This window comes from Brevundimonas sp. MEB006b (assembly GCF_030209705.1).
In the GTDB taxonomy this organism is placed as follows: domain Bacteria; phylum Pseudomonadota; class Alphaproteobacteria; order Caulobacterales; family Caulobacteraceae; genus Brevundimonas.
Genome location: NZ_JARVRL010000001.1, coordinates 46,170 through 72,195 on the forward strand (window position 1 = coordinate 46,170; position 26,026 = coordinate 72,195).

Annotated in this window: 19 protein-coding genes; 6 read left to right on the forward strand and 13 right to left on the reverse strand. The window is 61.2% G+C overall.

What is annotated here, in order from left to right:
- Position 1 precedes the first annotated feature (1 nt).
- Genes rfbA through QRN13_RS00225 form a run of 6 tightly spaced genes read right to left on the reverse strand, consistent with a single transcriptional unit; the run spans position 2 to position 5,174 of the window.
- The gene (gene rfbA, locus QRN13_RS00200) at positions 2-874 is read right to left on the reverse strand and encodes a glucose-1-phosphate thymidylyltransferase RfbA (RefSeq protein ID WP_284876369.1); all 873 of its coding nucleotides are present in this window, start codon (positions 872-874) and stop codon (positions 2-4) included.
- Positions 871-1,773 carry a dTDP-4-dehydrorhamnose reductase gene (gene rfbD / locus QRN13_RS00205; RefSeq protein ID WP_284876370.1) on the reverse strand — a complete coding sequence of 301 codons (903 nt, stop codon included), beginning with the start codon at positions 1,771-1,773 and terminating at the stop codon, positions 871-873. Before rfbD ends, rfbA begins: the two co-directional genes overlap by 4 nt.
- Complete coding sequence (rfbB, locus tag QRN13_RS00210; RefSeq protein WP_284876371.1) at positions 1,766-2,821, reverse strand: dTDP-glucose 4,6-dehydratase; 1,056 nt, start codon at positions 2,819-2,821, stop codon at positions 1,766-1,768. Before rfbB ends, rfbD begins: the two co-directional genes overlap by 8 nt.
- 22 nt (positions 2,822-2,843) lie before the next feature.
- Positions 2,844-3,428, reverse strand: a complete 585-nt coding sequence (gene rfbC, locus QRN13_RS00215; RefSeq protein WP_284876372.1) for a dTDP-4-dehydrorhamnose 3,5-epimerase — start codon at positions 3,426-3,428, stop codon at positions 2,844-2,846.
- Positions 3,421-4,194, reverse strand: coding sequence for a class I SAM-dependent methyltransferase (locus QRN13_RS00220; RefSeq protein WP_284876373.1), 774 nt, complete (start codon positions 4,192-4,194; stop codon positions 3,421-3,423). Before QRN13_RS00220 ends, rfbC begins: the two co-directional genes overlap by 8 nt.
- 23 nt (positions 4,195-4,217) lie before the next feature.
- Positions 4,218-5,174, reverse strand: a complete 957-nt coding sequence (locus QRN13_RS00225) for an NAD-dependent epimerase/dehydratase family protein (protein WP_284876374.1) — start codon at positions 5,172-5,174, stop codon at positions 4,218-4,220.
- Positions 5,175-5,286: 112 nt separating this feature from the next.
- Between QRN13_RS00225 and QRN13_RS00230 the strand changes: the two genes are divergently transcribed.
- Both QRN13_RS00230 and QRN13_RS00235 read left to right on the forward strand, forming a co-directional pair.
- Positions 5,287-6,183 carry a glycosyltransferase family 2 protein gene (locus QRN13_RS00230; protein ID WP_284876375.1) on the forward strand — a complete coding sequence of 299 codons (897 nt, stop codon included), beginning with the start codon at positions 5,287-5,289 and terminating at the stop codon, positions 6,181-6,183.
- The gene (locus QRN13_RS00235) at positions 6,180-7,415 is read left to right on the forward strand and encodes a glycosyltransferase family 4 protein (RefSeq protein ID WP_284876376.1); all 1,236 of its coding nucleotides are present in this window, start codon (positions 6,180-6,182) and stop codon (positions 7,413-7,415) included. Before QRN13_RS00230 ends, QRN13_RS00235 begins: the two co-directional genes overlap by 4 nt.
- Here the strand turns inward: QRN13_RS00235 and QRN13_RS00240 are convergent.
- Positions 7,407-11,093, reverse strand: a complete 3,687-nt coding sequence (locus QRN13_RS00240) for a glycosyltransferase (protein WP_284876377.1) — start codon at positions 11,091-11,093, stop codon at positions 7,407-7,409. The genes QRN13_RS00235 and QRN13_RS00240 overlap by 9 nt on opposite strands.
- A gap of 181 nt (positions 11,094-11,274) precedes the next feature.
- Between QRN13_RS00240 and QRN13_RS00245 the strand changes: the two genes are divergently transcribed.
- Positions 11,275-13,368, forward strand: coding sequence for a glycosyltransferase (locus QRN13_RS00245; protein ID WP_284876378.1), 2,094 nt, complete (start codon positions 11,275-11,277; stop codon positions 13,366-13,368).
- Between the two features lie 50 nt (positions 13,369-13,418).
- Here the strand turns inward: QRN13_RS00245 and QRN13_RS00250 are convergent, their stop codons facing one another.
- Both QRN13_RS00250 and QRN13_RS00255 read right to left on the reverse strand, forming a co-directional pair.
- Positions 13,419-17,759 (reverse strand): M57 family metalloprotease, encoded by a 4,341-nt coding sequence (locus QRN13_RS00250; protein ID WP_284876379.1) that lies wholly within the window; start codon positions 17,757-17,759, stop codon positions 13,419-13,421.
- A 118-nt stretch (positions 17,760-17,877) separates the two neighbouring features.
- Entirely contained in the window at positions 17,878-19,254 is a 1,377-nt protein-coding gene (locus QRN13_RS00255) for a glycosyltransferase family 4 protein (protein WP_284876380.1), read from the reverse strand.
- 46 nt (positions 19,255-19,300) lie between these two features.
- On the opposite strand from QRN13_RS00255, the gene argB reads away from it, so the two are divergent.
- From argB to dapD, 3 genes are read left to right on the forward strand one after another with little or no spacing between them, the layout of a single operon-like run.
- Positions 19,301-20,230 (forward strand): acetylglutamate kinase, encoded by a 930-nt coding sequence (gene argB / locus QRN13_RS00260; RefSeq protein ID WP_284876381.1) that lies wholly within the window; start codon positions 19,301-19,303, stop codon positions 20,228-20,230.
- Entirely contained in the window at positions 20,227-20,886 is a 660-nt protein-coding gene (locus tag QRN13_RS00265; protein ID WP_284876382.1) for a pyrimidine 5'-nucleotidase, read from the forward strand. Before argB ends, QRN13_RS00265 begins: the two co-directional genes overlap by 4 nt.
- Positions 20,883-21,752, forward strand: coding sequence for a 2,3,4,5-tetrahydropyridine-2,6-dicarboxylate N-succinyltransferase (dapD, locus tag QRN13_RS00270; protein WP_284876383.1), 870 nt, complete (start codon positions 20,883-20,885; stop codon positions 21,750-21,752). The genes QRN13_RS00265 and dapD overlap by 4 nt, the downstream gene beginning before the upstream one ends.
- On the opposite strand, the gene QRN13_RS00275 is transcribed toward dapD, so the two are convergent.
- The 4 genes from QRN13_RS00275 to yidD form a co-directional block, all read right to left on the reverse strand.
- The gene (locus tag QRN13_RS00275; protein WP_284876384.1) at positions 21,753-23,057 is read right to left on the reverse strand and encodes a sensor histidine kinase; all 1,305 of its coding nucleotides are present in this window, start codon (positions 23,055-23,057) and stop codon (positions 21,753-21,755) included.
- Between the two features lie 186 nt (positions 23,058-23,243).
- Positions 23,244-23,744, reverse strand: a complete 501-nt coding sequence (locus QRN13_RS00280; RefSeq protein ID WP_199059360.1) for a YciE/YciF ferroxidase family protein — start codon at positions 23,742-23,744, stop codon at positions 23,244-23,246.
- 99 nt (positions 23,745-23,843) lie between these two features.
- Positions 23,844-25,772, reverse strand: a complete 1,929-nt coding sequence (gene thrS / locus QRN13_RS00285; protein WP_153924503.1) for a threonine--tRNA ligase — start codon at positions 25,770-25,772, stop codon at positions 23,844-23,846.
- Positions 25,769-26,005 carry a membrane protein insertion efficiency factor YidD gene (gene yidD / locus QRN13_RS00290; RefSeq protein WP_082503497.1) on the reverse strand — a complete coding sequence of 79 codons (237 nt, stop codon included), beginning with the start codon at positions 26,003-26,005 and terminating at the stop codon, positions 25,769-25,771. Before yidD ends, thrS begins: the two co-directional genes overlap by 4 nt.
- Between the last annotated feature and the right edge of the window lie 21 nt (positions 26,006-26,026).

Sequence of the window (26,026 nt, forward strand, 5' to 3'; positions counted from 1 at the left end):
ATCAGCGGCGGTTCAGGACGCTGTGGCGCAGATAGCCGCCATAGGCGCTCTTGCCCAGCTGGGAGGCCAGGCGATCAAGCTGTTCGGCGTTGATGAAGTCCTTTTGATAGGCGACCTCTTCAGGGCAGGCGATCTTGAAGCCCTGACGCTTTTCCAGAACGCGGACGAACTCGGCCGCCTCGACGAGGCTGTCTGGAGTTCCTGTATCCAGCCAGGCGTAACCGCGTCCCATGATCTCGACCGACAGCTTGCCGTGATCGAGGTAGGCGCGGTTCACGTCGGTGATCTCAAGCTCACCGCGCGCAGAGGGTTTGAGATCGCGCGCGATGCGCACCGCGTCGCTGTCATAGAAGTACAAGCCAGTGACCGCCCAGTTCGATTTGGGTTCGACCGGCTTTTCCTCGATCGAGAGCGCACGCATCCTTTCGTCGAACTCGACGACGCCGTAACGCTCGGGATCATTCACATGATAGGCGAAAACCGTCGCGCCGTCGGCGCGGGCCATAGCGTTGATGAAAAGATCGGTGATGCCGTGGCCATAGAAGATGTTGTCGCCCAGAATTAGGGCTGAAGGGTTGTCGCCGACGAAGTCGGCCCCGATGAGATAGGCTTGGGCCAGCCCGTCGGGGCTGGGCTGTACGGCGTACTGGATTTCCATGCCCCATTGCGAACCGTCGCCCAGCAAGGCTTGAAAATTCGGCGTGTCGCGCGGCGTGGAAATGATCAAAACCTCGCGTATGCCGGCCAGCATCAGAGTCGACAGCGGATAGTAAATCATCGGCTTGTCGTAGACCGGCATAAGCTGCTTCGAAGTGACCAAGGTCATCGGGTGCAGGCGCGTGCCGGAGCCTCCGGCCAGGATGATACCCTTCATGAGAAAGTCCTTTCGGCGTTCAGTTCGGCGACGATTTCGGCGACCGCGGTTTGCCAGGCGCGCGGGGCGATCCCGTAATCGCGGGTCAGCTTTTCGGTGGAAAGGCGCGAGTTCGCCGGGCGGCGCGCAGGCGTGGGGTAGTCGATGACGGGAATGTCTTGAACCTCGGCCCAAGGGCCGCCTGAGGCTTTGCTGAGCGCCAGGATTTCACGGGCCAGGTTAGCCCATGTGGTCTCGCCGGCGTTGACGAAATGATAGATGCCGGTTGGCGCCGATGGATCGGCGATCATCTTCAGCGCGATAGTCTTGAGGGCCGCGGCGATGTCGCGCGCCGAGGTGGGACACCCGAGCTGATCCCCCACAACATTGAGCGCGGGCCGATCCCCGGCCAGCCGCAGCATCGTCTTCAGGAAGTTGGTGCGGTGGATACTCAACACCCAGGCCGTCCGCACGACGACCGATCGCGGATTGCCGCTGCGTACGGCCAATTCGCCCGCCAGCTTCGAGGCGCCATAGACGCCAAGAGGGCCGACCGGGTCCGTCTCGACGTAAAGACCCGCCTTGGCGCCATCGAAAACATAGTCGGTCGAAATCTGAATCAGCGGGATGCCGGTCTCGCGTGTCATATCGGCCAGCACCGCCGGGCCTAGAGCATTGGCGGCGAAGGCGACGGCGACCTCGGCTTCGGCCCTGTCCACCGCCGTGTGGGCCGCCGCGTTGATCACGGCGGCGAAGGGCGTCGCCGCAAAGGCCTTCCGCACCGAAGCCGGATCGGCCAGGTCCAGTTCCTGGCGGAGCGGCGCATGCAGCACGACGTCTTGCGGCCATTCGGCCGCCAGCAACTCCAGCCCTACCTGCCCGGCGCCCCCGGTGATCAGGATGTGGATCGGCTCAGCCATTCCCGACCCCGAGCCGCTGCGTCGAATAGCGGGCGCCTAGAATATTCTGCCACCAGCCGGGGTTTTCCAGGTACCAGGCCACGGTATGTTCGATCCCTTGTTCGAAGGTGAGGGAAGGCGTCCAGCCCAGATCGGCGCGAATCTTGGAGGCGTCGATGGCGTAGCGATGATCGTGCCCGGGTCGATCGGTGACGAAGGTGATCTGGTCGGCGTAGCGTCCGACGGCCTTGGGACGCAGCCGGTCCAGTATGCTGCAGATCGCCTGGACCACCTCGATGTTCTTGCGCTCGGCGTTGCCGCCGACATTGTAGGTTTTACCCGGCCGGCCCTTTTCGAAGACGGCCTGAAGCGCGCGGGCGTGATCATCGACGAACAGCCAGTCGCGCACGTTCGACCCGTCGCCATAGACCGGCAGGGGTTCGCCGTTCAGCGCCCGGATGATGATCAGCGGAATCAGCTTCTCGGGGAAGTGGTAGGGGCCATAGTTGTTCGAGCAGTTGGTCACGAGAACCGGCAGGCCATAGGTATGGCCCCACGCCCGCACCAAATGGTCCGATCCCGCCTTGGACGCCGAATAGGGTGAGCGCGGATCATAGGCGGTGGTTTCGGTGAAGAAGCCTTCCTCGCCCAACGAGCCGAACACCTCGTCGGTCGAGATGTGATGAAAGCGGAAGTCCATCTTCCGGGCGTCGGGCAGATTCCGCCAATAGCCCAGCACCTGGTTCAGCATGACGAAGGTGCCGACCAGATTGGTCTGAACAAAAGCGCCCGGCCCGTCGATGGAGCGATCAACATGACTTTCGGCCGCCAGGTGGGCGACGACGTCGGGTTGGAAGTCGGCCAAAGCCTTGGCGACAGCCTCTGCGTCGCAAATATCCGCTTGGACAAAACGGTAGCGGTCGCTGCTTGCCGCCGGTTCCAGGGAGCTGAGCACCCCGGCGTAGGTCAGCTTGTCGAACACCAGGACGTCATGATCGGTATGGGCGATCAGCCGTCGCACCAGGGCCGAACCGATGAAGCCGGCGCCGCCGGTGACAAGAATACGCATCGCTAGGTCTCGCGGAAGGGGATCAAAGGTCGGACAGGGGCTCTAACGGATGGCCGTCGTAATCGAACGGGCTGTCGAACTCATGCAGACCCGGCAGGGACAGGTCCTTGTCCGACAGGACGGCGCCGGTTTCGGGCAGCGGCCAGTCGATGGCGATGTCGGGGTCGTCCCAGCGAACGCCGCCGTCGCAATCGGGCGCGTAAATATCCGAGACCTTGTAGGCGATCTCGACATCCGGCTCCAGGGTGACGAAGCCATGGGCGAACCCGATTGGAATAAACAGCTGTTCGCCGCCTTCGGCCGTCAGCCGCGCCTGAACGAAGCGTCCATAGGTCGGCGAACCGCGTCGAATGTCGACGGCATAGTCCATGATCGACCCGCGTAGACACCGGACAAGCTTCGCCTGGTCATGCGGCGGCCTCTGGAAGTGTAACCCCCGCACGGTGCCCTTGGCTGAGGAGAAGGATTGATTGTCCTGAACGAAGGCGACGTCGATTCCGGCAGCCCGCGCGAACTGGACCGAATAGGTTTCAGCGAACCAACCGCGCGCATCACCGTAGCGCCTAGGCTTTAGAGCTATAGGTTGCTGACTTGTCGGCCTAGACATACATAATATCGGGGTAGCGTTCCAATACGGGGCCAATTTTCTTGCACATCACAAAAATATTGTCTCCTCTATCGTGCGGACTGTAGCCGTTTTTCTCGACAAACTGCTGAAGGCTATCGTGTGATGCTGACCAGCAGTTCTCTGTCACACATATGGAAATCTCAAATCCGGCAGTTTCTAAAAATTCACAGAGTAGTTTTGGCGTATATTCGATGTGGTGACGGTCAAGAGATCCGTCCTTTCTGAATTTATAGAAATTCATCGGGACTTGTCGTTGTAGAGCCATATCTATGTTGCGATAGCTTGATATGTTTGGCGTTGTAATAAGGCAGTGGCCGCCGATTGGAAGGAGCCGGTTTATCTCCTGCAGCAGCGCCATAGGGTCGCGGGCCATGTGCTCAATCACCTCACCGCATACTACCGTGTCAAAGGATCCGTCGGGGACCGGAAGTTGTGTAGATTCCAAGTCAACGCCATAGAACTGGAATTGGAAATAGTCGTTTCCAACGAAAGCTGTCGGTTCGCCTTCATGATGGACCGTCCCCGCGACTTCGGTGGCCGACAATACATATCGCCCTAGACGAAGAAAAAGGCCATCGCTGCCGATTTCCAGCATTCGCCCAATATTCTCTAGATAAGAAAGCCGCATAAGAGTGTGAGCGAATCTCAGCCGGTGGACGTGAAAGTAGTGATCTTCACCATATGGACCACCAGCGATGTTGCTACACGCATTCTGAACGTGAGACAGCGCATCTTCGATTTGCATTTAACAATCCATCATTCGTTCGATTAAACTTGATCGTCGTTCATCTGATTTTTCAGCCAAAAAACGATGCTATCGATCCCAGTCGGCCATGAACTGTTCGGCGTCCACCCCAGTTCAAACTTGGCTTTGCCAATATCGAGGCAGTTGACAGGAACATCATGCTGTCGACTCGGATGGTGTATGATGGATGGTGATGTGATCTTCATTGCCTGAGCGATGTCATCCACAATCTTCGATATTGGAATGGCGACGCCGCTGCCGATGTTGAAAATCCGTTCATCGCCTTCGTAGTCGGCCGCCGCCCGAAGGCTCCTTGCGACGTCGTCAACGTGAATGAAGTCGCGGGCGGCCGAGCCGTCGCCCCAGATCTCGAAGGGGCGACCGGACAGAGCCTGATAAAGCAGATTGGCGACGACGCCCTGCTGCCGGTTGGGAAGCTGGCCGGGCCCGTAAGGGTTGGCGACGCGGAGAATTCGGTAGGACAGTCCGTGATGCCGCTCGAACAGGGCCAGATATTTCTCGACCGTCAGCTTGGCGACGCCATAGGCCGATATGGGATCAGTGGGGGCGTCCTCGCGGATCGGAACCGAAGTCGGCACGCCATAAACGGTGCCGCCCGAAGAAACATAGATGATCCGACGAACGCCTTTTGCCACTGCGGCTTTCAGCAGCTTCAGGGTGGGGATCACCGAGCTCAGAATCTCCTGCTCGACATCCCAGTTGCCTTTTGCCGGCACAGCGCCGCTTATCAAGTGATACACGTCCATGCCGGGGCGCAAGACGCTGTCCAGCAACGCTTCGTCGGCGAAATCACCCGTGATCCAGGTCTCGTTGGCGTGGAGGATCGACGGCGGGGAACGGGAAAGGACCGTCACCTCGCGGTTATCGGCCGAAAGGCTGCGACGAAGCGCCGAACCTACAAACCCTCCGCCGCCCAGCACCAAGCTGACGGAGGGCTTATCGTCCGAAAAAATCTGCACTACGAAATCGCTCTCGTCTTGTTTAGGAACAGGCCGTAAGGCGTTCCATAAGTGGTTAGACGCTCTTGGGCGGCTCCGCCACGGAAATCATGAGGCAGGATTGACGCACTTAATGAACCCGACAATCTCCATCGTGATTCCTCTATACAATCACAAAAAGTACATCGCCTCGACGATCTACAGCGTTCTTTGTCAAACTTATCCGGCCGCCGAGATCATCGTGATCGACGACGGCTCATCGGATGACGGCGTGCGGCAGGTCGAATTGCTGGCCGAGGCGCGACCCGAAATTATCGTCTGGAAACAGTCTAACCGCGGCGCGCACAATACGATCAACTCGGGTATCGGCCGGGCGACATCGGACGTCATCTGCATCCTCAATTCCGACGACCTCTATCACCCCGAAAGGCTGGATGCTGTGGCCAGTGCTTTTAGGAACGACGGCGATCTGGCCGCCGTTTTCACCGCGATGGATTTCGTCGATGGGCAAGGAAGCCCAACGGAGTTTCCTTGGTATGAGCAAGCCTTGGCCTTTTATCGAGAGACCGGCCTTTGGGGGGCCTCGCTCGTTAACGGCAACTTTCTGGTGACGACGTCCAACCTCGCGGCACGACGGACGGTGTTTGAGGATATCGGCCTATTCGGCGACTACCGCTATGCGCACGATCTCGACTTTTTCCTCAGGATGTCGCGCAGCGATCAGAAGGTGCGTTTCATGGATCAGCGCCTGATGAGCTATCGCATCCACGATACCAACACCATTTCAGAGGGACATGATCGGGTGAAGGTGGAATGGGCCTACATCACGGCGCTGCACCTTTTCAGGCTTTGCCAGGGTCGATCTGAAGCGATCGTCGAGTATGCCGAAATCCTGGACCGCCACGGCCTGCTCAAGGCCGTTTTGACGACCTGGGCATTCATGATCGGGGCGCCGGATACAGCCACCGACTTCCGTGCGTTTCGGCGAAATCAAGACCAGTATGGTGCGCTAGTCGAGGCCTTGTCGTGAAGATACTGATCGTCAGCAACCTGTACCCGCCCAATGTTGTGGGAGGCTACGAGCGGCTCGCCCATGATGTGGCAGACGCACTGGCCCAACGGGGTCACGACATCCATGTCCTCACGAGCGATTACGGGATCGAGGCGCCGCCGCATCCCCGTCAGACGATCGTCCAGGGCCTAACGCTTCTGGCGGATCGGGAGGACATATACCGCCCCTTCCAGGCGGAGAACGACGAGATCGACGCCATAAATCGCTCGAACGAGGCGGCGGTCGAACGGGCCGTGCGGGAAATCGATCCGGATCTCATCTTCGTCTGGAACCTGTACTTCCTCGGCGACGCTGTGAAGCGCGCCATCGAGTCCAGCGGCAAGCCGACGACCCTCTTTCTTACGGACAATTGGTTGGCGTATGCCGAGCAGCCCAGCGTCGTCTCCGGCTTCTTCAGTCGGCACGTTCACGGTTTCGAACCCTTTTCCGGCGGGGCGCTGGAGGGGCGGGTGTCGAGAAAATCCCCTTTCAACGCCGTTTTCGGGGCCGAGTTCGTCCAAAAATTCTACCACGCGGCCGGGTACGAATTCGAACACGAGTGGGTCGTGCACAACGGCGTCCAGATTGACGTCAACAGTCCGGCCAGGCGGGAGGAAGCGAAGTCGTTCGGCAAGACAAACCCTCTACGCCTGCTGTTCGCCGGCAGGATCGTCGATCTCAAGGGGGCCGACTTGTGTGTGGCGGCGCTCCGACCGTTGAGAGCTAAACTCGGACGAGCCATCCCCATCGAGCTGACGATCGTCGGCGACGGCCAGGACCAGGCCTACAAGGCGCGACTTGACGAGGCTATCGCTGCGGACAACTTCGGCGCCGAAATCAAAATCCTGCCCCCGGTCGCCGAGGCGGACTTGTCGATGCTGTGGTCGCAACATGACATCTACCTGTTCCCCTCGCGTTACGAACCCTTTTCGCTGACGCTCATTATGGCCATGGCGGCGGGCATTCCCACCGTGGCTTCCGACGCCGGGGGCAACACCGAAATCGTCTTTTCCGGCCGCACCGGCATGGTTTTCCGAAACGGGGACGCCGACGACTTGGCCGAGCAAATCGCCGCTCTTGTGCGAGACCCCGATCTGAGACGCACGCTTTCGCGCAGGGCCAGAACCCTCGCCAGCCGATTTACATTCGAACGTATGATCCGGCAGCTGGAGGGCGTTCTGTCGGCCTGCGCGCGTCCGACTTTAAGCTGACGTCGGCAGCCCGAGGTCTTTCAGCAGCTCTTTCAATCGGTCTTCGGCGGCGGTGACGGAGAACCGCGCCTTTGCGGCCTCCACCGACCGCCGGGACAGGCTTTCCCAAAGCGCATCGTCATCGTTCAGGCGGACGACGGCGTCGGCGAAAGCGCTGGGGGTGTCGGCTACCAGCGCATCGATCCCGTCCTCAAGGCCCATGCCCTCCACGGCGATCGGCGTCCCGATGGTCGGCAGCCCGACAGCGAGGCTGGCGACGACCTTGCCCTTGACCCCGGCGCCGACACGGAGCGGCGCAAGATTGATCCTCATGTTTTCGTAGTAGAAATCTAGGCTCTTTTCGAAACCTTTGAAGTGCACGCCGTTCCTAGGGTCATGAAGCTCCACAACGTCCTGAGGCGCATCGGCGCCGATGATGTAGAGCGTCGATTCGGGTGATCGTTTGCGAACCTCGGGCCAGATTTCTCCACACAAATAGTGAACGGCGTCGATGTTCGGCCTGTGCTTGAATCCGCCCACGAACATGCAGCCCGAGCGGCCTTCGCTTCCTTTCGATCGGCCTGGAACTTCGCGAACAATCGAGATGTGGGCCCGTTTCACCTGCGGGGCAATTTTGCCAACCAGATCATACTCGGCTGTGCTGAGCAGGATGGTCGCGTCGCTGGCCTCCATGATCCGAATCTCTTCAGCCTTGGTCTGTTCCGCAGCGGCCAGACCCTCAACGGACCCGATAGACTCTGCGGCGCGCTGTTCGCGCAGGAAGTGGAGATCGACGGTGTCGAAGATGACCTTGGCTTGGGGAGCGAACTCCTTGACCGGATCGATGAGGTGACAGGCGGCCGACGCCCTGTAGAGAATGCAGAGATCTAGCGCCTTGCCCTGATCCCGCAAAAACTTCCAAGGCTCGTCATAGTCCTGCGAGCTGGGGCAGAGCACGCCCAACTGGCGAAGGTCTTGCGTATAGCGGCCGGCGTCGCCTCGTTCGTGGATGGGTAGGAACGTGACCTCATAGCCCAGCCGCAAAAAGATCTTCATGAACCAAACGATGTCGATCGAGCCTGAATCCCGGTCTGGCGTGGGCGTGACGGCGTCGGCGAACAAGACCTTCGGGCGGCGCGGCCCCGAACCCAGCTGGCGCGCCTGTTCAGAAAGATGCTGCGGCAACTCAATCTGTTTTATGGTCTGTGTTGTCTGCGCCGAGACTGAGGGCGTGACCAGTGTGTCCAGGCCGTGGCTGCGCGCGTTGAGACCAAAGGCGATCAAAGCACATTCGCTGCTCGCCAAGGCGGGCAACGGGCCAAGGTGGCGGCAGATGTCCAGGTTCAATGCAACGACAGTCGGCCATAACGCGCCGCAGGGTCTTGTGGAGCTGAAGGTGTATGACGCTGCTGTCTGGCCGGTCTCGTCGGCGACGATCTGTCCATCATCGCCGACGACGGCCCCGAATGCATGCACCATATCTCCATTGAGCACTGCGGCGCAAAGGGCGGCTGACTGCGGATGGCGTTCGAAGTCAGACAGTAAAGCGCTCAGGTCACCGCTGATCGACACCGACGGGTCCGTCACGACAACGGTCACGTCACCGCCGTGAGTTTGAAGATGTTCGTTCAGACGTGTGACCGCGCCCGTCTCGTCGCATGAAATTGTACGGACGGGCAACGAAGCCCAAGCCTTGATCTTCCCGCAAGCGATCACATCCGATCCGTCGCGCGCCCACCGCCTAATCTGGGCGGCCAGGGCGGGGGAAGGACCGACGCCCAGAACGTCGAGAACGAAGATGGCGACATTGGAATGCCCCGAGGCGGGCATTGCAGGCGTCGAGGGGAGCGCCTTCGGCTTTTTCTTGCGCCCCTTTCCGGTGAGGATACGCACGACCCGCCGCCCCCGCTGCTTCATGCGGAAGGGCGAAAAGTACTCTCTGATGCGGCGGCTCCTTCTTACCAGGCGCCAAGCGCGCGAGTTCGCTATCCGCTCGTACTTTCCCAAGGCGGCGTCTCTTTGCCGCTGGGCTTCTTCAATTTCCCCGCGCCAACGGTCGATGTCACGTCCCGTGGCTTGAACCTGGGTCGACAGGGCGAGATTGCGAGCCATCGTGCCTTTGAGAGCCTCTTCCTGCTCCGCAAGCAGACGCTTCAATGAACCGACCTCGGCCTGGAAAACGGCATTCTCGGATACCAGATTTTCGGTCTGGAGGCGTCGTTGTTCCGACACGACTTCGGCGCGGCGTTGAACTTGCTCGGCCTGTTCCAGGTTTGTGAGCGTCTCCGATAGACGATCCTCTAGCGTTGTGGCGCGCAGCAGCAAGGCGTTGCGCTCTGCAAGGAGCTCGCCTGCCTTTTTGCTTAGCGCGGCGAGCTCGTCGTCGCCCTCGTCATCCCTATACGCTGCATCGACATCATTGGGACGACTCTGCAGCCGCTCAAGGGTACGTCCAATTCGCGCCGACAGGGTGGCGACGGCGGCGCTGTAGTCCTCGCGCTCAGTCTGGAGGTTGTCGCGTTCGATCTGAACGGCGGTGAGTTGGGAAGACAGGCGATTCGCGGTTTCTTGGGCCGCCTGCGCGGCCGACAGTTTCTCTCGTATCGCATCGATCTGCTCGTCGGCGTACCTCTGCCGGGCGGTCACAGCTTCTTCTCTCAGCTGATCGGCCATAGCCAGGCGATCCGCTAACGCCTTGCTCTGCTCCTCCGCCATTCGCTTCTGTTCACGAGCGGTGTGAACATCTCGGGCAAGTTCCCCGAGTTTTTGCATGAGACGCTTCGCCTTGTCGTGAGCTTCCGGCGCGTTTAGCGACAGTTCCCGGGTCAGGTCGTTCACGGCGTGGAGCGCTTGTTCCGGCCCGCCCGCCTCTAACTGATGACGAATAATCTTCACCAGGGCGTCAGGACGAAGAGGAAAGGGCGCGCAGGCCAGGAAAGCCCACAACGATGGAATTCGAAGCTTGGCGCCGATCTCGTTTTCGTAGGCGACCCGGGCCTGCTCCAGCGTGGCGTGGAACGCCGGCGGAATCGAGAGATAGGCCGCCAAGTCCTGCCATTTGAAGGGAAGGTCGATATGGCCGTTGTCCCAGAATCCGAAGGGAACCCCATAAGCCGCGGCGACCAGGGCACCATGGAGCGATGCCGACAAAACGAAGTCCGCCGAGGCGATCGCATCTATAAGGCGTCGTATCTCCACGTCGCCGCCGACAATATTGGTTCTAAGGACGACATCGCATCCGGACTGACTGAACTCGTGATCTGGCCGATGATCCCAGAAGTGAGGGATGCAGACAGTCTTGTCTTTGGTCACGCCAGACTTTTGAGGTTTGTAAAGCGCGGGAAGAAAAAGAGCGATGTCGCCTTGAGGTTTCGTAGCGCCCAGTTTCAGAACCGAAGCGGTAAGCGGGCCGCGCACAGCCAGGATCTCGGCCTGTTCGATCCTGTCGTCACTCAAGCCGTTTTCGTCGCGTGCGCCGCAGCCCCAGAACACCGTCTTCGGAACGGGACGCCCCGACCCATCCGTGGCCGCCTCTGGCACAAGGAAATCGGCAATGACGCTGCCGATGACGTGCACGGGCCCATCGTGCCAGGAAATCGGCTCGAACATCTCCCGCGTGAGGAAAGCCGCGAGATAATCGCCGAAATTCTTGATGTAGTCTTCCTGACGCCAGTGCCAGATTTGCGGCGTGTCTGTCATGCTGAAATCGCTCGAACCCATTTACCGACCAACGCCGCGATGACAGGTCCTTATTCTGTCTTGCGGCATTCGCCAAGAATAGGCTCGCCGGCATCGCCGAGCGTGTCCGGTTGATGGTCTGGACAGTCTGGCCTATTGCCTTGAAGGCGTCGATCGATCCAAGGCGGAAAGTGGGTATAAGGTGAAATTTCGCGGCTTGGTTCATGTTTTTCAAGGCAGGCTCGGCCAGAAGAATAAGGCTCGGCTGGCCCGGGAGGCCGGCGATTGGGCGATGTCGGAAGCCCTGTACCGGTCCTTGCTTCAACGCAATTTTCGTCGGCCGGGGCTGCACTTGCAACTCGGCCACACCCTCAAGGCCGCAGGCCGCTTCGCCGAGGCGGAAGCCGCCTATCGGACCGCGATCGCCCAACGGCCCAGCTATGCCCACGCCTACCTCCAACTCGGTTTGCTCCTGCAGGAGCAGGGGCGAACGCGCGAGGCGGAAGACATTTTCGCTCAGGCCCTATGCATGGAGCCAGGTTTCACGCCTGCTCGCGACAAGCTGATCGCCATCGGAGCGCGCCATCGCTTGCCAGAGGCGGACTACGGCCGATCCGCTGCTACGGACGTGGCGGGTCGCATCAGCGCCAATCTGACCGCCGCCGCCGAAGAGGTCGGACGCTACGCCGTCGTTTCGTCCTATCCTGCGAGGGCCTACGACGCCTTTGCAAAGGCCTATCCCGTGAGCCCCCCGCCCGCCGGAGGTGGAGACCTCGCGGACCTCACTGTGTTGGTAGATGCTGCCGATGGATCGCCGTCGAAGCTACGTCGAACCTTGACCAGCCTGTTGGATCAGCGCGATGGCGCCTGGCGTGCCATCGTCCGAGGCGATGCGCGCCTTTTCGAGCACTCGGTCACGAGCTACCAGGCGTTCGAGTCCCGGATTCAGTACGAGTCGGCCGATCAGGCGATCATCGCTCAGGTGATGCAGGCCTCCGCCATTCTGCAGGTTTCCAGCGGCCTTGTCCTTGACCGCGAAGCGGTGGGATGGATTCGCCTGGCCCTGGCGTCAACGACGCAGGCCGCCGTGATTTTCGATCAGGACCAATTCAGGGAGCATTGGCGCGACGGCATGGAGCGGTTTGATCCGGCGCTTTTCCCGCGTCAGGACGTTCTCGAGATGGAGACATGCCCGATCGTTCCCGCCGCTGTCGCGGTCAAGCCGGCGCTCTACCCGGAACTTTGCGCCGGCCTGGGACAAGAAGGCTCTCAGCTTCGTCGATCGCTTCTCATGCAAGCGTCACGCGGCAGCGGCGTCGCCAATGTGCCGCGAATTCTCTTCAGCGTTCCAGCCGATCAGGTCCGCCTGGAGAACAACACCTCGGGCGGGACAGATCTGGCCGCTGTTCCCGAGGAGCCGATCACAGTCATAATCCCGACCCGCGATCGGGCCCACCTTCTTCAAGCTGCGGTTCTGAGTCTCGTCAGAAAGGCGTCAAACAGGCGCCGCTTGAGTTTCATCGTGATCGACAACGGTTCTTTGGAACCACGATCAAAAAAGCTGTTCGACCGGCTGCGTACCCGGTTCGGAGTAAAAGTGCTGGTCAGCCCCGGTGCCTTCAACTGGCCCCTTCTGAATAATCTGGCCGCTGACACCTGCCAGGACGGCATTCTGGTGTTCGCAAACAACGACGTGGAAATGACGACGCAAGGCTGGGATGAGGTTTTGCGATCCAACTTCTCCAGAAGGGAGACCGGTATCGTTGGCGCGCGGCTGCTTTTTCCTCGCGGCACCGTACAACACGCCGGCATTGTTTTGGGTGCAGGGGACGGACGGCCCGTCCATGAAGGCGAGGGAGCGGACGCGACAGATCCGGGGCCGCTGGGGCGTTGGCGACGACGACGAACCGCAGCCGCCGTGACGGGGGCTTTTATGGCTGTGCGACAAACCGTGTTCAACGCCGTAGGTCGTTTCGATCCTCGCTTTTCCATCGCCTACAACGACATCGATTTTTGTCTGGCCGTCAGAAGGACGGGCCTGGAGGTCGTTTACGACCCTGCTGTCGAACTGGTTCACCATGAATCCGCGACGCGCGGTCGAAACGACAATTGCGAAAAGGTCGCGTGGGATGACGACGAGCTTCGAGATTTGCATCGCAAATGGGGAGCGATGCTGACATCCGACCCCACCGTGAACCTGCAATGGAGCAGCGCGATGGGGCGGCCTTACGAGGGGTTCCGCGATATCAGCTCGCGGAGAGTCCTCGACCATCTCGCGCAAAGCGGAGCGGCCTGAAGCGGGGCGGGACGCGACCTGTTTTCGAGACCGCGTCCGGGGCGCTCCTGTCAGAGAATATGGTCATACATCATGAGCAGGGCCTCATGATCTTGGACCCGAAGGTGGAGATTGTGGGCCGGAAGGTGGAGGTCGGCCTCCATATCATTGAGGCATATGACCGGCCCCTGAGCTTTGGAGTCAGACGCAAAATCCCAAAGATGCGGAACGGTTTGCGGCTCTCCAATCAAGGGGGTGTCGGGACTCCAATGTTCCCCGTCCCCGGCTTGCAGGTGAGGCAGCACCAGGGGTTCACCATCGAACTTGACCGCAGGGATTTCCGAGGCGCTGGCGCTGGCGCTGGATCCAGTCGACAGATTCACAACGTAACTGCCAATGGCGGCGCCGTTGCCGCCAACCACGATGTAATATATGCCGCCGTAGGATGTGAACGACACTCGTCCGTCTGCGCCGGGCCCGGAATCGTTATCAAACGCCACATACCGGCCAAGAGCATCGTAAATGGCGACTAAGCCGTCAGACAGTGTGCCGGCACCGCTGCCAGCGCCCCGAACGTCGATGGTGACGGTTTGCCCCGCCGCGACATCGACCTGATACCAATCCCGATCGCCGTTCTGGTCTATCCGGCCCGACGCCTGCCCTTGAAGGAGGACATGCGAGGATTGCTCGCGGCCAAAATAACTGTCGCCAACACGGGACTGCCGCACGCCCGTGCTTACCCAGTGAGACAAGGCCTGATCCGGCGTCAGGCCGCCCAGATCAACATAGGACAGCAGGTACGCCACGGAATCAAAGCCTGACGTGGCGCGACCTTCGTAGTTGCCGTGTTGGATGTAATGGGTCAGGGCGCCGCGCGTATCGGCTCCCAGCCAATTCGCCAGATCGACGTTGACGGCCAGATATTGCATCGCGTTGAAGCTTTGGGTGGCCCGACCTTCGAACACGCCGTTCTGCAGATAATGAAGGGTTGCGGCGGCGCTGTCGGCGCCAAGCCAACGCGCGAGATCAAGATTGCTCGCCAGATATTGCAGGCCGTCGAAGCTCTGGGTGGATCGGCCCTCCGAAAGACCGTGTTGGACGAAGTGAAGCGCCGCCGCATTGGCGTCAGCTCCAAGCCAGCGGGCTAAATCGATATTGCTGGCGGCGTATCGGAGCGCGTCAAAGGACGCTGTCGATCGGCCTTCGCCATAGCCATGCTGAATATAGTGCGTGGTCGCGGCATTGGAGGCGGCGCCGAGCCAGCGCGCCAGATCGACATTGCTGGCCAGATACTCGATCGCGTTAAAGTTGGTCGTGGAGCGACCCTCGGCGAAGCCATGCTCGACAAAGTGACGAGCGGCCAGCCCTTGGTTTACGCCGATGTAGTTGATGAGGTCGACGTTGCCCGCGACGTAGGTCAGGCCATTGAAGGTCGAAAGCGAACGTCCTTCGGTTCGGCCATGTGCCTCGTAATGGCGGTAGGCGTCTGCCGGACGCGAGCCATAATAGGAGATCAAGTCGGTGTTGCTGGCGACGTACCGATAGACGTCGAAACTGCGCGCTGCGGCCGTCTCGATCGAAATGGCCGTGCCCGACCCGAACCGGATCATCTCGATGCTTGAAAGCGTGTCAACGTCGTTGGGACCTTGGTAAACCGACCACCCCGAAGCGGTTTGCTGGAAATAGTAATCGGTCGCCTGGCCTGACAGAACCAGGGTATCAACACCCGCACCGCCGTCGATAACGTCCGATCCCGGGCTTCCGATGATGAAGTCGTCGCCGCCGAGGCCGCGAATGATGTCGTTTCCGGACGTTCCAGAAAGCGTATCAGCCGCCTCCGTCCCGTTTATTCCGTCGGCCTGCAGGAAGACTACGCGATCGGAAAACTGAATACGCTCGACGTTGATCAAAGTATCCGTACCATGCCCGGCGCCGGACACAGTTGTTACGCCGTTAACGGTCGAGATGGTGAGATCGCCCGACACATCATTGTAGACAACTGTGTCGAACCCAGCGCCACCGTCGAAGCGATCGTTGCCGTTCCCGCCAATCAGCGTATCGTCGCCGTCCTCCCCGTAAAGCAACGAGCCGATCACGCTGGACGCCACCACGCTATGGCCCGGCACGGACACATGGAGGGTGTAAGTCCCGCCGGCTGGCGGCGGCGTGCTGGCGAAGCTGACGCCCGAGCCCTGACTGCTCCATTGGCCCACCTGAACGTAATAAGTGCCGCTGGACAAGAAGTTGTAGGTGATATCTGAATCGGTCGAGGCGCCGTCCTTCAGGTCGCCGTCGTCGTTCTGAATCATTTCGACGCCGTTGGCGTCAAAGATGCGGATGACGGAGTCGAAGCTGGCACCGTCGATGTCAAATGTCACGGACTGGCCCGCCGTCACGGTGAAGGCGTAATATTCGTACTGACCCGACGAAGTTGCTACCACGGTGGCGTGCGGGATCAACTGGTTGGAAACGCCCGCCCTGTCCACCAGATCGAAGCTGTTATCCAGCGAAACGGCTGTGGCTATCGTGCTGTTTACGACGTCTCTAGCCTTCACGACGTCGGGCGCGCCGTCCGTGACGCCTGCGCCGGCGACGAGGGTGTCGTTGCCGCCGCCTCCACGCAGCGTATCCGAACCGCCGTTGCCGCGCAGGATGTTGGCGTTGGCGTCGCCAATCAGCGTGTCGTTGAAGGCCGAGCCGTTGACCTGTTCGATCTCTCTGAGAGTGTCCGATCCGGCCGCCCCCGTGGCGGTTCCGATCGACAGATTCACGATCACACCACCGCCAGCCACGGCGTAATCGGCCGTGTCCCATCCCGCCCCGCCGTTGAGGGTGTCGTCGCCCTGTCCTCCGACCAGGGTGTCATCTCCCTCTCCGCCGTTCAGAACATCGTTACCGGAGCCGCCGCTGAGATAATCGCTCCCTCCCAGGCCATTCAAGGTGTCGTTGCCGCCGGCGCCGCCCAGGCTGTCGGCGAAGTCGGTGCCATTGATCGTGTCGTTTGTCGCGTCGCCGACCACGATTAGGCCGCCTGTCGGCTGCGCCGCGACCGTCTGATCCGCAAATCTAAGAAACTCCACGTTGGTTACGGTCGTGGTGAAGCCGTTCCCGATGATCGTTCCGGTTTGTCCGTTCCAACTGATGGTGTAGTTCGCGCGCGCTCCAGCGAACACGACCGTATCTGTGCCCAGGCCGCCGTCTATGGTATCGTCGCCGCCGTTGCCGGTAATGGTGTTGCTAGCGGAATTCCCGTAGATTCTGTCCGCCCCGGTCCCGCCGATCGCGTTTTCAATCACGGCGCCCAAAGCGATAGAGACGTTACCAGTCAAGCCGCCTACGCTTGAAAACCCGCCTTGGCGCAAATCTATAGTCTGTGTGACGGTGTAGCCGGAGAAGTCCAGCGTGTCCGTCCCGCCCGCATCCCATACCGCGAAGATCATGCGGTTGTTGGTTCCTGGCGCATACCAAGGCGCACCCGCATTGGAGTTGAAGCCGTATACCGTGTCACCCGTTCGGGTGCTCATATTCGCCCCGTATAGGCGCTGAATGGCCGCTATGTCGTCGAGCAACGGGGCGGAAGCATAAGACCCGGCAAAAGATGCGCCTGTGTTGGATTCAGAAAAATAGCTCATCAGCGTATACTGACGAGAGTCTTCAAAGTATACTGCATGCTGGGCGTATGTTATCGAAACGCCCTCACTTGCATTGTAGTCGGCGGGATGTCGAAGTCCTAGCGCGTGTCCGATTTCATGCGTTAGAACCTGCTGTCCGTAACCCAGCAAAACGGGCGAAGCGTTGTAGGATAATGAGGAGTTGATCCAGACGTCGCCGGAGCTTGAGGTGACGTTCGCGTTTCCCGGCAGATAGGCGAAAGCCGCCGCGCCAGCAGAGCCGCTGGAGTAGTTGCCGAAAAGTATTATGGCGTTGTTTGAATACCCAGTGCCATCGTCCACACGTAGGAACGTAATGTTTGCCACATCCGACCAGGAGCGAAGCGCCAGAAGCGTCGCTGATATTTGGGCTGCGGTGAACTGCGTAAACCCAGCAGTGTCGTCCGGCATAGTCGTCGGGCCAGTCGAACGGAAAGCGAAGGAGACCGAGGCGGCGGTGCCGAGAGGTTGGCCGGCAAGCCAGGACAAGTTTCCTCGGGTAATCTGTGCGCCCGCATCCGTGGTCAGCAGAGATGGCTTCCCGTTGGGGTTAAAGCCTCCCCGATCATCGGGCCCGACAATGGCAGCCAAGTGCTGATCACCACCGAGGCTGGCCGATACGATGCGGCCGCAGCACCCGCAAGGCGCGAAGGCGGATATTCCGTCGCCTGTAGGACCGTAGCCGGTGGCGCCGCCTTGGTCGGCGTCCTCGACAAAGCCTTGAAGGCTGGGATTTCTCACGCCTGGGAAGTTGTCGAACATCGGACGCTCTCGAGCTCTGTATACCCACTCACTCTATTGGACGTGGGTGCGGATGCAAGCCGGAAGCGATTGGTGGAGAATCGGCACACTTTGTCGGGCCGAAACTTTGTGCACAGTGTCAATCCGTAACGCCGACTTTGGCGTACATGTCTCGCAAGCGGTTCTGATAAGCGCCGGGAGAGAAGCGAGTTGCTTGCGACAGTCCGGCATCTTCAAGCGCCGAGCGAAGATCTCCGTCGGAGTCCAAAGCAAGGATACCTGCGGCGATGGCGGCGATGTCATTTGGCTCCACAAGGACTGCAGCCTCGCCGGCGACTTCCCTCAAGCTGCCATTCGAAGATGTGAGAACTGCCGTAGAGACGGCCATTGACTCCAAAACCGGCAAGCCGAAGCCTTCATAGAGGGATGGAAACAAAGTCGCTTTTGCCCCGCGTATCAAAGCCATGAGCATAGGGCGCGACACATATTCGAGGAACTGGATACGGTCCTTTTGAGCGGACTGCCGACGGAACTGATTAAGTAAAACCAATTCATCATCGCCAAGCCAGCCTGGCCCTCCTACCACCACAAGTGGCGTCTGCACGCCGGAGGCGAGATAGGCTTCAACCAGCCGCCCAAGATTTTTTTTGGGTTCGACGGCACCGAAGTGAAGAAAATACCGCTTCCACTCAAGCGCAAAAGTACTTTCGATCTGTCTCTCCGCTCGTACCCTGACCTCGTCGCCGGTCTCGGGTTGCGCGATCGCTTGATAGGTGTTGGTCACTCGATCTTCCGGCACACCCAGAATGCGCACGACGTCCTGTCGTGTCGTTTCTGATATGACGGCGATATGATCGGCCTTTCGGACCGCAGCCCTGTGGAGCGACAGGAAGGCATCCCGGTCGTGCAAGGTGGTGTGAGGAAGTCGAACGGGGATCAGGTCGTGGATGGTGTAGATGTTTGGGATCGACGCCGCGACCAGCGGCATCGGTGTCGTCCAGTGCATGACGTCGGGCGATTTTAAGAATTCCTCTCTGCTGAACCGGACCTTCGTAAACTGTCTTTCAGACTTGAAGCGGCGTTGCGCGGTCTTAAAAAGATTTTGAGCCGCCCAATAACCCTCTGCCGGCAAAGCGTTCGGCCAGATAACTTCGTTTGAAGGTGTGATTGGTTCAACGGTCATGCCCCAACGGCTCCACCAGAGCTTGAAATCACGCAAGATGCGCTCTTTCCGGCGCAATCTTGCCGTAGAAGTTTCGCGATTAAGCAGAGCGGCTTCGTTCGCGATGTTGTCGGATGATCGTGGAGCCGACGGGCCGAACATTATCTGCACTTTATGGTCTATCTGATCGACCGCCTCCGCCAGATTTCGGCCGTAGGTAGCTATGCCTGTGCCTCGCGGCAGGGCGATGTTGAAACCGTCGATACAAATGCGTCCCAAGTCGTCGGTCCCATAATCGAAAATGGGGGAATAATGCGCGCGTTGATCCGTGCCTAGAGACAAGATGAAGTCCACGTTCAGACGTGACTCTCCGTCCATCCCCCGCTATCTCGCGCGCGTGATGAACGAAACAGAACGCCAGTCCGAGGAACGCAGCTGGGAGACGGCGAAGACGCTCGCCGAGGCCTTGCCGTATATTCAGGTGTATGACCGCGAGACTGTGGTCATCAAATACGGCGGTCACGCCATGGGCGAGAGCGCCGTGGCGCGTCAGTTTGCGGCCGATGTGGTGCTGCTGAAGCTAATGGGCGTGAACCCGGTGGTGGTGCATGGCGGCGGGCCGCAGATCAGCGCCATGCTGGACAAGGCGGGGGTGAAATCCAGCTTCGTCGACGGGCTGCGGGTCACCGATCCGGCGACGATGGAGGTCGCCGAGATGGTGTTGTCGGGCGCGGTCAATAAGGAGATCGCCCACTGGATCACCATGGCCGGCAAGGAGGCGGACGTGCGCGGCGTCGGTCTGTCGGGCAAGGACGCCGGTTTGCTGACCGTCGAGAAGACGCGTCGGACGAAGCGCGATCCCGACAGCATGATCGAGCACGAGGTCGACCTGGGCTATGTCGGCGAGCCGACGAAGGTGGATCCCAAACTGATCGCGGGCTTGATCGCGTCGGAGACCGAAGACTGGGTGCCGGTCATCGCCCCGATCGGCGTGGCCGAAGACGGCCAGACCTACAACGTCAACGCCGACACGGTGGCGGGCGCGGTCGCGGGGTCGCTGAACGCCAAGCGGATGCTGCTGCTGACCGACGTACCGGGAGTCAAGGGCGCGGATGGTGACATCATCCGTCAGATGACGCTGGACGAGGCGCAAAACCTGATCGACATCGGCGTGGCCACCGGCGGCATGATTCCCAAGCTCGAGACAGCCATGGCGGCCGTTCGCGCGGGCGTCGAAGCCGTAGTCATTCTGGACGGGCGTCGGCCGCACGCCATGCTGGTCGAGTTGTTCACCGAGTTCGGCGCCGGCACCCTGGTGAAGGCGTCTTGAGCGACCTGTCGCATGTGCGCGCCTGGGTGTTCGACATGGACGACACCCTGTATCCGCGCGAGCAGGGTCTGATGCGGCTGGTCCAGGCGCGCATCAACGCCTTCGTGGTTGAGGCCGTCGGGCTGGAGCCCGAGGCCGCGGCCGCGATGCAGCGTCAGTTCTTGGACGAGCACGGCACAACCCTGGCGGGGCTGATGGCCAACTATGCAGTCGATACCGAACGGTTCCTGCGCGAGGTGCACGACGTGCCACTGGATGGGGTCGAGCCCAATCCGCGTCTGGCCGAGCGGCTGAAGGCGCTGCCCGGCCGTTGCTATGTCTTCACCAACGGCGCGCGTGACTACGCCCACCGTGTGCTGGACCGGATCGGCGTCGCTGACTGTTTCGAAGGCGTTTTCGCCATCGAGGATGGGGATCTGACGCCCAAGCCCAATCCCGCGACCTTCCGCCGGATGCTGGAGCAGTTCGGCATCGATCCGCACCGATCCGCCTTCTTCGAGGACACGCCCAAGAACCTGGAGCCGGCCAAGGCGCTGGGCATGTCGACGATCCTGATCGGCGACGGCCATGGCAAGCCGATCGGGCCGCATATCGACCATGTGGCCCCGGACCTTTTCGACTTCCTTTCCGATCTGAGCTTCAAGGACGCCGCATGACCGATCTGTCGCATCTCGAATCCGTCGTCGAGGCCGCCTGGGAACAGCGCGCCGAGGTGTCCGCCGCCACGCATGGCGAGGTGCGCGACGCCGTTGAAACCGCCTTGGCCCTGCTGGATTCCGGGCAGGCGCGCGTCGCCTCGCGTGGCGCGGATGGCGTCTGGACCACGCATCAGTGGCTGAAGAAGGCGGTGCTGCTGTCCTTCCGCCTGAACGACAACCAGATCATGCGGGCGGGCGCGCCATCCGTCATGCCGCTGTCGGTGGATCATCGCGTCGCCGTTGGTCCCTTCTGGGACAAGGTGCCCAATAAGTTCGGCGACTGGACCGCATCGGATTATCAGTCGGCCGGCTTTCGCTCGGTGCCCGGCGCCATCGTCCGTCACGGCGCGCATATCGCCAAGAACGTGGTGCTGATGCCGTCGTTCGTGAACATCGGCGCCTTCGTCGATGAGGGCTCGATGATTGATGCCTGGGCCACGGTCGGCTCCTGCGCCCAGATCGGCAAGAATGTGCACCTGTCAGGCGGCGCGGGCATCGGCGGCGTGCTGGAGCCGCTGCAGGCCAATCCGACCATCATCGAGGACGGCTGTTTCATCGGCGCCCGCGCCGAGGTGGCCGAGGGCGTGATCGTGCGTGAAGGCGCGGTCCTGGCCATGGGCGTCTATCTGTCGGCCTCGACCAAGATCTTGGACCGGGCGACAGGCGAAGTCTTCCGGGGCGAGGTGCCGGCCTATTCGGTGGTCGTGCCGGGTTCGCTGCCGGATCCGAATGGCGGGCCGTCGTTGTACTGCGCCGTCATCGTCAAGCGTGTGGACGCGCAGACGCGGGCCAAGACCGGCGTCAACGAACTGCTGCGCGACTGATCAGGCGGCGGCGCGGACAGGCTGCATCGCAGGCGCGTCGAACGTCGCGTGGAGGGTGAAGGTCGATCCCTGGCCGGGGATCGACGTCACCGTGATCTCGCCGTCCATCAGGGCGGCCAGACGCTGACAGATGCTGAGGCCCAGGCCGGTGCCGCCGAACTTGCGGGTGGACGACCCGTCCACCTGAGAGAAGGGTTGGAACAGGCGCGTCAGATCGTCGGCGGCGATGCCGATGCCGGAATCGACCACACCCAGCCGCAAGGTCGTGCGACCCTCGCCTGCCGGCTCGCTGTCGATAATCAGGCGAACCTCGCCCTGGGGCGTGAACTTGATGGCGTTGGCCAGCAAGTTATGCGTCACCTGCGCCAGGCGCAGCGGGTCCATTCTGAGAAGCGGCGGCAGCTCGCCGCGTATGTCGGTCGTGAAGGTCAGTCCGCGCGCTTCGGCCTGGGCCTTGAATGGGCCCGTCAGGCGGGCGGCGAGGGTCTCGGCTTCGACATCGACGAAGTCCAGTTCCATCTTGCCGGACTCGATCTTGGTGATGTCGAGGATGTCGTTCAGCAGCACCATAAGCCCTTCGCCGGAGTCGCGGATGACCCCGACGAACTCCTTCTGACGATCGCTGAGCTCGGACATCTGCAACAGTTGCGCAGCCCCCAGAACCCCGTTCATCGGCGTGCGAAGCTCATGAGAGATGACGCCCAGGAAGTTGGACTTGGCGGCGCTGGCGGCGTTGGCCGTGTCGCGGGCGGTTTCCAATTCGGCGATCAGTTCGGCCTGCCGGCGGTTGACGGCTTCCAGGTCGCTGTCCTTCATCTGGGTGATGGCCACCTTAATCAACAAGGCCAGCGCCAGGACCGGGATCATGCTGACGACCACCCAAAAGCCCGGTGTGCCCCACAATTTCGCGAACAGCAGCACCACGACCACCGAATAGGGCGCTGATGCGATCAGGGCCTCGCGGGGGGCGGCGCGCATCTGGGTGAAGACCAGCACATAGCCGGCCATCAGAAGAGCCACGCCCAGCGGCACGCCATAGGCGCCGCCGTAGAGGAAGGCGAGCAGAGGCGCTGCTGACCAGGCGATGCAGGAAATGGTGGCGGCCGTCAGCTTGATCCGGCCGTGAAGCCCCTCATCCCGCAACACCAGCACACGTTCGGCGAAAGTCCGCAGCAGGCCCGACGCGGTCGCCGCTGCAAACCACAACACTGCAGTCGCCAAACCGGTGACGGTGAACAAGGCGACCGCCCAACTGGCGATGATCAGATACCGCATATGACCGTTGGCGATCAGATGCTGCAGCAATGAGCGATCTTGGCCTGGCGTGTGGTTCGTCATCGTCGGATCTCGGGGTTCGATGACGCATCGTCGCCCAAATCCGACTAAGAGACTATGAACGCTAAGCTTTATGCGTGAAGTGTCCGGCGTCGGACATAGCGCGGAATGAGCGGAAAGGCAGGAAGCGGTCGTCAGCAGCCTCCCATCCCTGTATCAGGCGGCCGTCTTCATGGCGTCCGTATTGACAGCCGCGTCGGCGATGCCGGTGAGGTCTTCGTCTGTCTGGGCTTCCTCCTGAAGCGTCTCGTCCAGAAGGGCGGCGGCGTCCTTCAAACCCAAAACCAGAGCCCAGCGTTTCAGTGTGCCGTAGCGGGTGATCTCATAATGTTCGACCGCCTGGGCGGCGGCCAGCAGGCCGGCGTCCAAAGCTGCAGTGTCCTTATATTCCTCCATGATCTCGTCGCCTTCGGCCAGGATGCCCTCAATGGCGTCGCAGGTCTTGCCACGCGCGGGCTTGCCGATCAGCTCAAAGACCTGTTGCAGGCGTTCAATCTGGCCTTCGGTCTGACCTTTGTGCTTTTCGAAGGCGGCCTTCAGCTCTGGCGACTGAGCCGCACGGGCCATCTTGGGCAGGGATTTCAGGATTTTGCGCTCAGCGTAATAGATGTCTTTGAGCGTGTCGTGGAACAGGGTGTCCAGGGTCTTGTCGGCCATGGTGAGGTCTCGCATCTGTGATGGAGCGCAGGCGCGCGCCGCATCACAAGCAATCCATCCCATTAGTGTTCCTATGCGCGAATTCGCGCGCGCAGCGGATCAGCCCGCGCGCTTCAGATCCGGCGGGGTCGCTTCGTCGGTCAAGATGCGGATGGCCTCCTCGACCGTGACCAAGGTCTGGGCCTGAGAGCCCAGGCGGCGGATGGCGACCATGCCGTCTTCCGCTTCCTTCCTGCCAACCACGGCGATGACCGGGACCTTGCCGACCGAGTGTTCACGCACCTTGTAGCCGACCTTTTCGTTGCGCAGGTCGATCTCGGTGCGCAAGCCGGCGGCCTTGAACTTGGCCATGACGTCGCGGGCGTAGTCGTCGGCGTCAGACGTGATGGTCGCCACCACAGCCTGGGTCGGGGCCAGCCACAGCGGGAAGGCGCCGGCGTAGTTCTCGATCATGATGCCGATGAAGCGCTCGAACGAGCCCAGGATCGCGCGGTGCAACATGACCGGGCGGTGCTTCTGGCCGTCCTCGGCGATGTAGGTGGCGTTCAGGCGTTCGGGCAGGACGTAGTCCAGCTGGATCGTGCCGCAGGTCCACTCGCGGCCGATGGCGTCCTTGACGATGAAATCCAGCTTGGGCGCGTAGAAGGCGCCGTCGCCCTCGGTGACGACCGGCTCGGTCCCAGCAGCACGGGCGGCCTCGGCCATCAGGGTCTCGGCCTTGTCCCAGAATTCGTCCGTGCCGGCGCGGTTTTCGGGGCGGGTGCCCAGGCTGATGTAGGCGGTCTCCATGCCGAGGTCGGCATGGACGCTGCGGGCCAGTTTGATGAACTCGGCCGTCTCCTCGACGATCTGGTCCTCGCGGCAGAAGATATGGGCGTCGTCCTGGGTGAAGCCGCGCACCCGCATCAGGCCGTGCAGCGATCCGGACGGCTCATAGCGATGGCAGGCGCCGAACTCGGCCATGCGCAGCGGCAGTTCTCGGTAAGACCGCTGGCCCTGGTCGAAGATCTGAACGTGACCCGGGCAGTTCATCGGCTTCAGGCTCAGTTCCTCGCCCTCAACCGTCTCGCAGACGAACATATTGGGGCGATACTTGTCCCAGTGGCCGCTCTGTTCCCAGAACTTGCGGTCCAGCACCTGGGGCGTCTTGACCTCGACGTATCCGGCGGCGTCCAGGCGGCGGCGCATATAGGCTTCCAGAACGCGCCACAGGACCCAGCCCTTAGGGTGCCAGAAGACCATGCCCCGGCCTTCTTCCTGCATATGGAAGAGCTCCATCGCCTTGCCGACCTTGCGGTGGTCGCGCTTCTCGGCCTCTTCCAGACGCTGCAGATGGGCGTCCAGATCCTCCTTGGTGGCCCAGGCGGTGCCGTAGATGCGTTGCAACTGCTCGCGCTTGGAATCGCCCCGCCAATAGGCGCCGGCCAGCTTGGTCAGTTTGAACGCCTTGCCGACGTGACGCGTCGAGGGGAAGTGCGGGCCCCGGCACAGGTCGATCCAGTCGCCCTGTTTGTACAGGGTGATGGTCTCGGTCCCCGGCAGGTCGCGGATCAGCTCGGCCTTGAACTTCTCGCCGCGCGCCTCGAAGAATTGGATGGCGTCATCCCGCTCCCAGACCTCGCGTTCGAACTTGGCGTCGCGATCCACGATCCGGCCCATCTCTTTTTCGATGGCGGCGAAGTCATCGGTCGAGAAGGGCTCTTCGCGGTAGAAGTCATAGTAGAAGCCGTCCTCGATCGCCGGGCCGATCGTGACCTGGGTGCCGGGGAACAGGGTTTGTACCGCCTCGGCCAGGACGTGGGCCGTGTCGTGGCGGATCGTATAGAGGGCGGCGGGGTCGTCGCGCATGATCAGGCGAAAGTCGCCGCCCGTCTCCAGCACCCGGCCCATGTCGCGTTGCTCGCCATTCAGTTCGGCCAGCACGGCCTTCTTGGCCAGCGAAGGCGAGATCGAGGTCGCGACGTCGCGCGCCGTCGAACCGGCCGGGTATTGGCGCACCGCGCCATCGGGGAATTTCAAGTCGATCATGGCTTCGTCTTTACTGGCGGAACCGGGTCGTATCCCGACCCGCCGAAGGGATGGCATTTACAGAGCCTGCGCACGGTGAGCCACCCCCCCTTTACCGGGCCGTGCTGGATCAGGGCGTCGCGCCCGTAATCCGAACACGTCGGCAGGAACCGGCACTGCTGGCCGATCAGGGGAGACAGCGTCAGCTTGTAGCCCCGATGGGCCGCGCGCACGCCGCGTTCATAGAGAGACATATGTCCCTTCGCCGGGGGCTT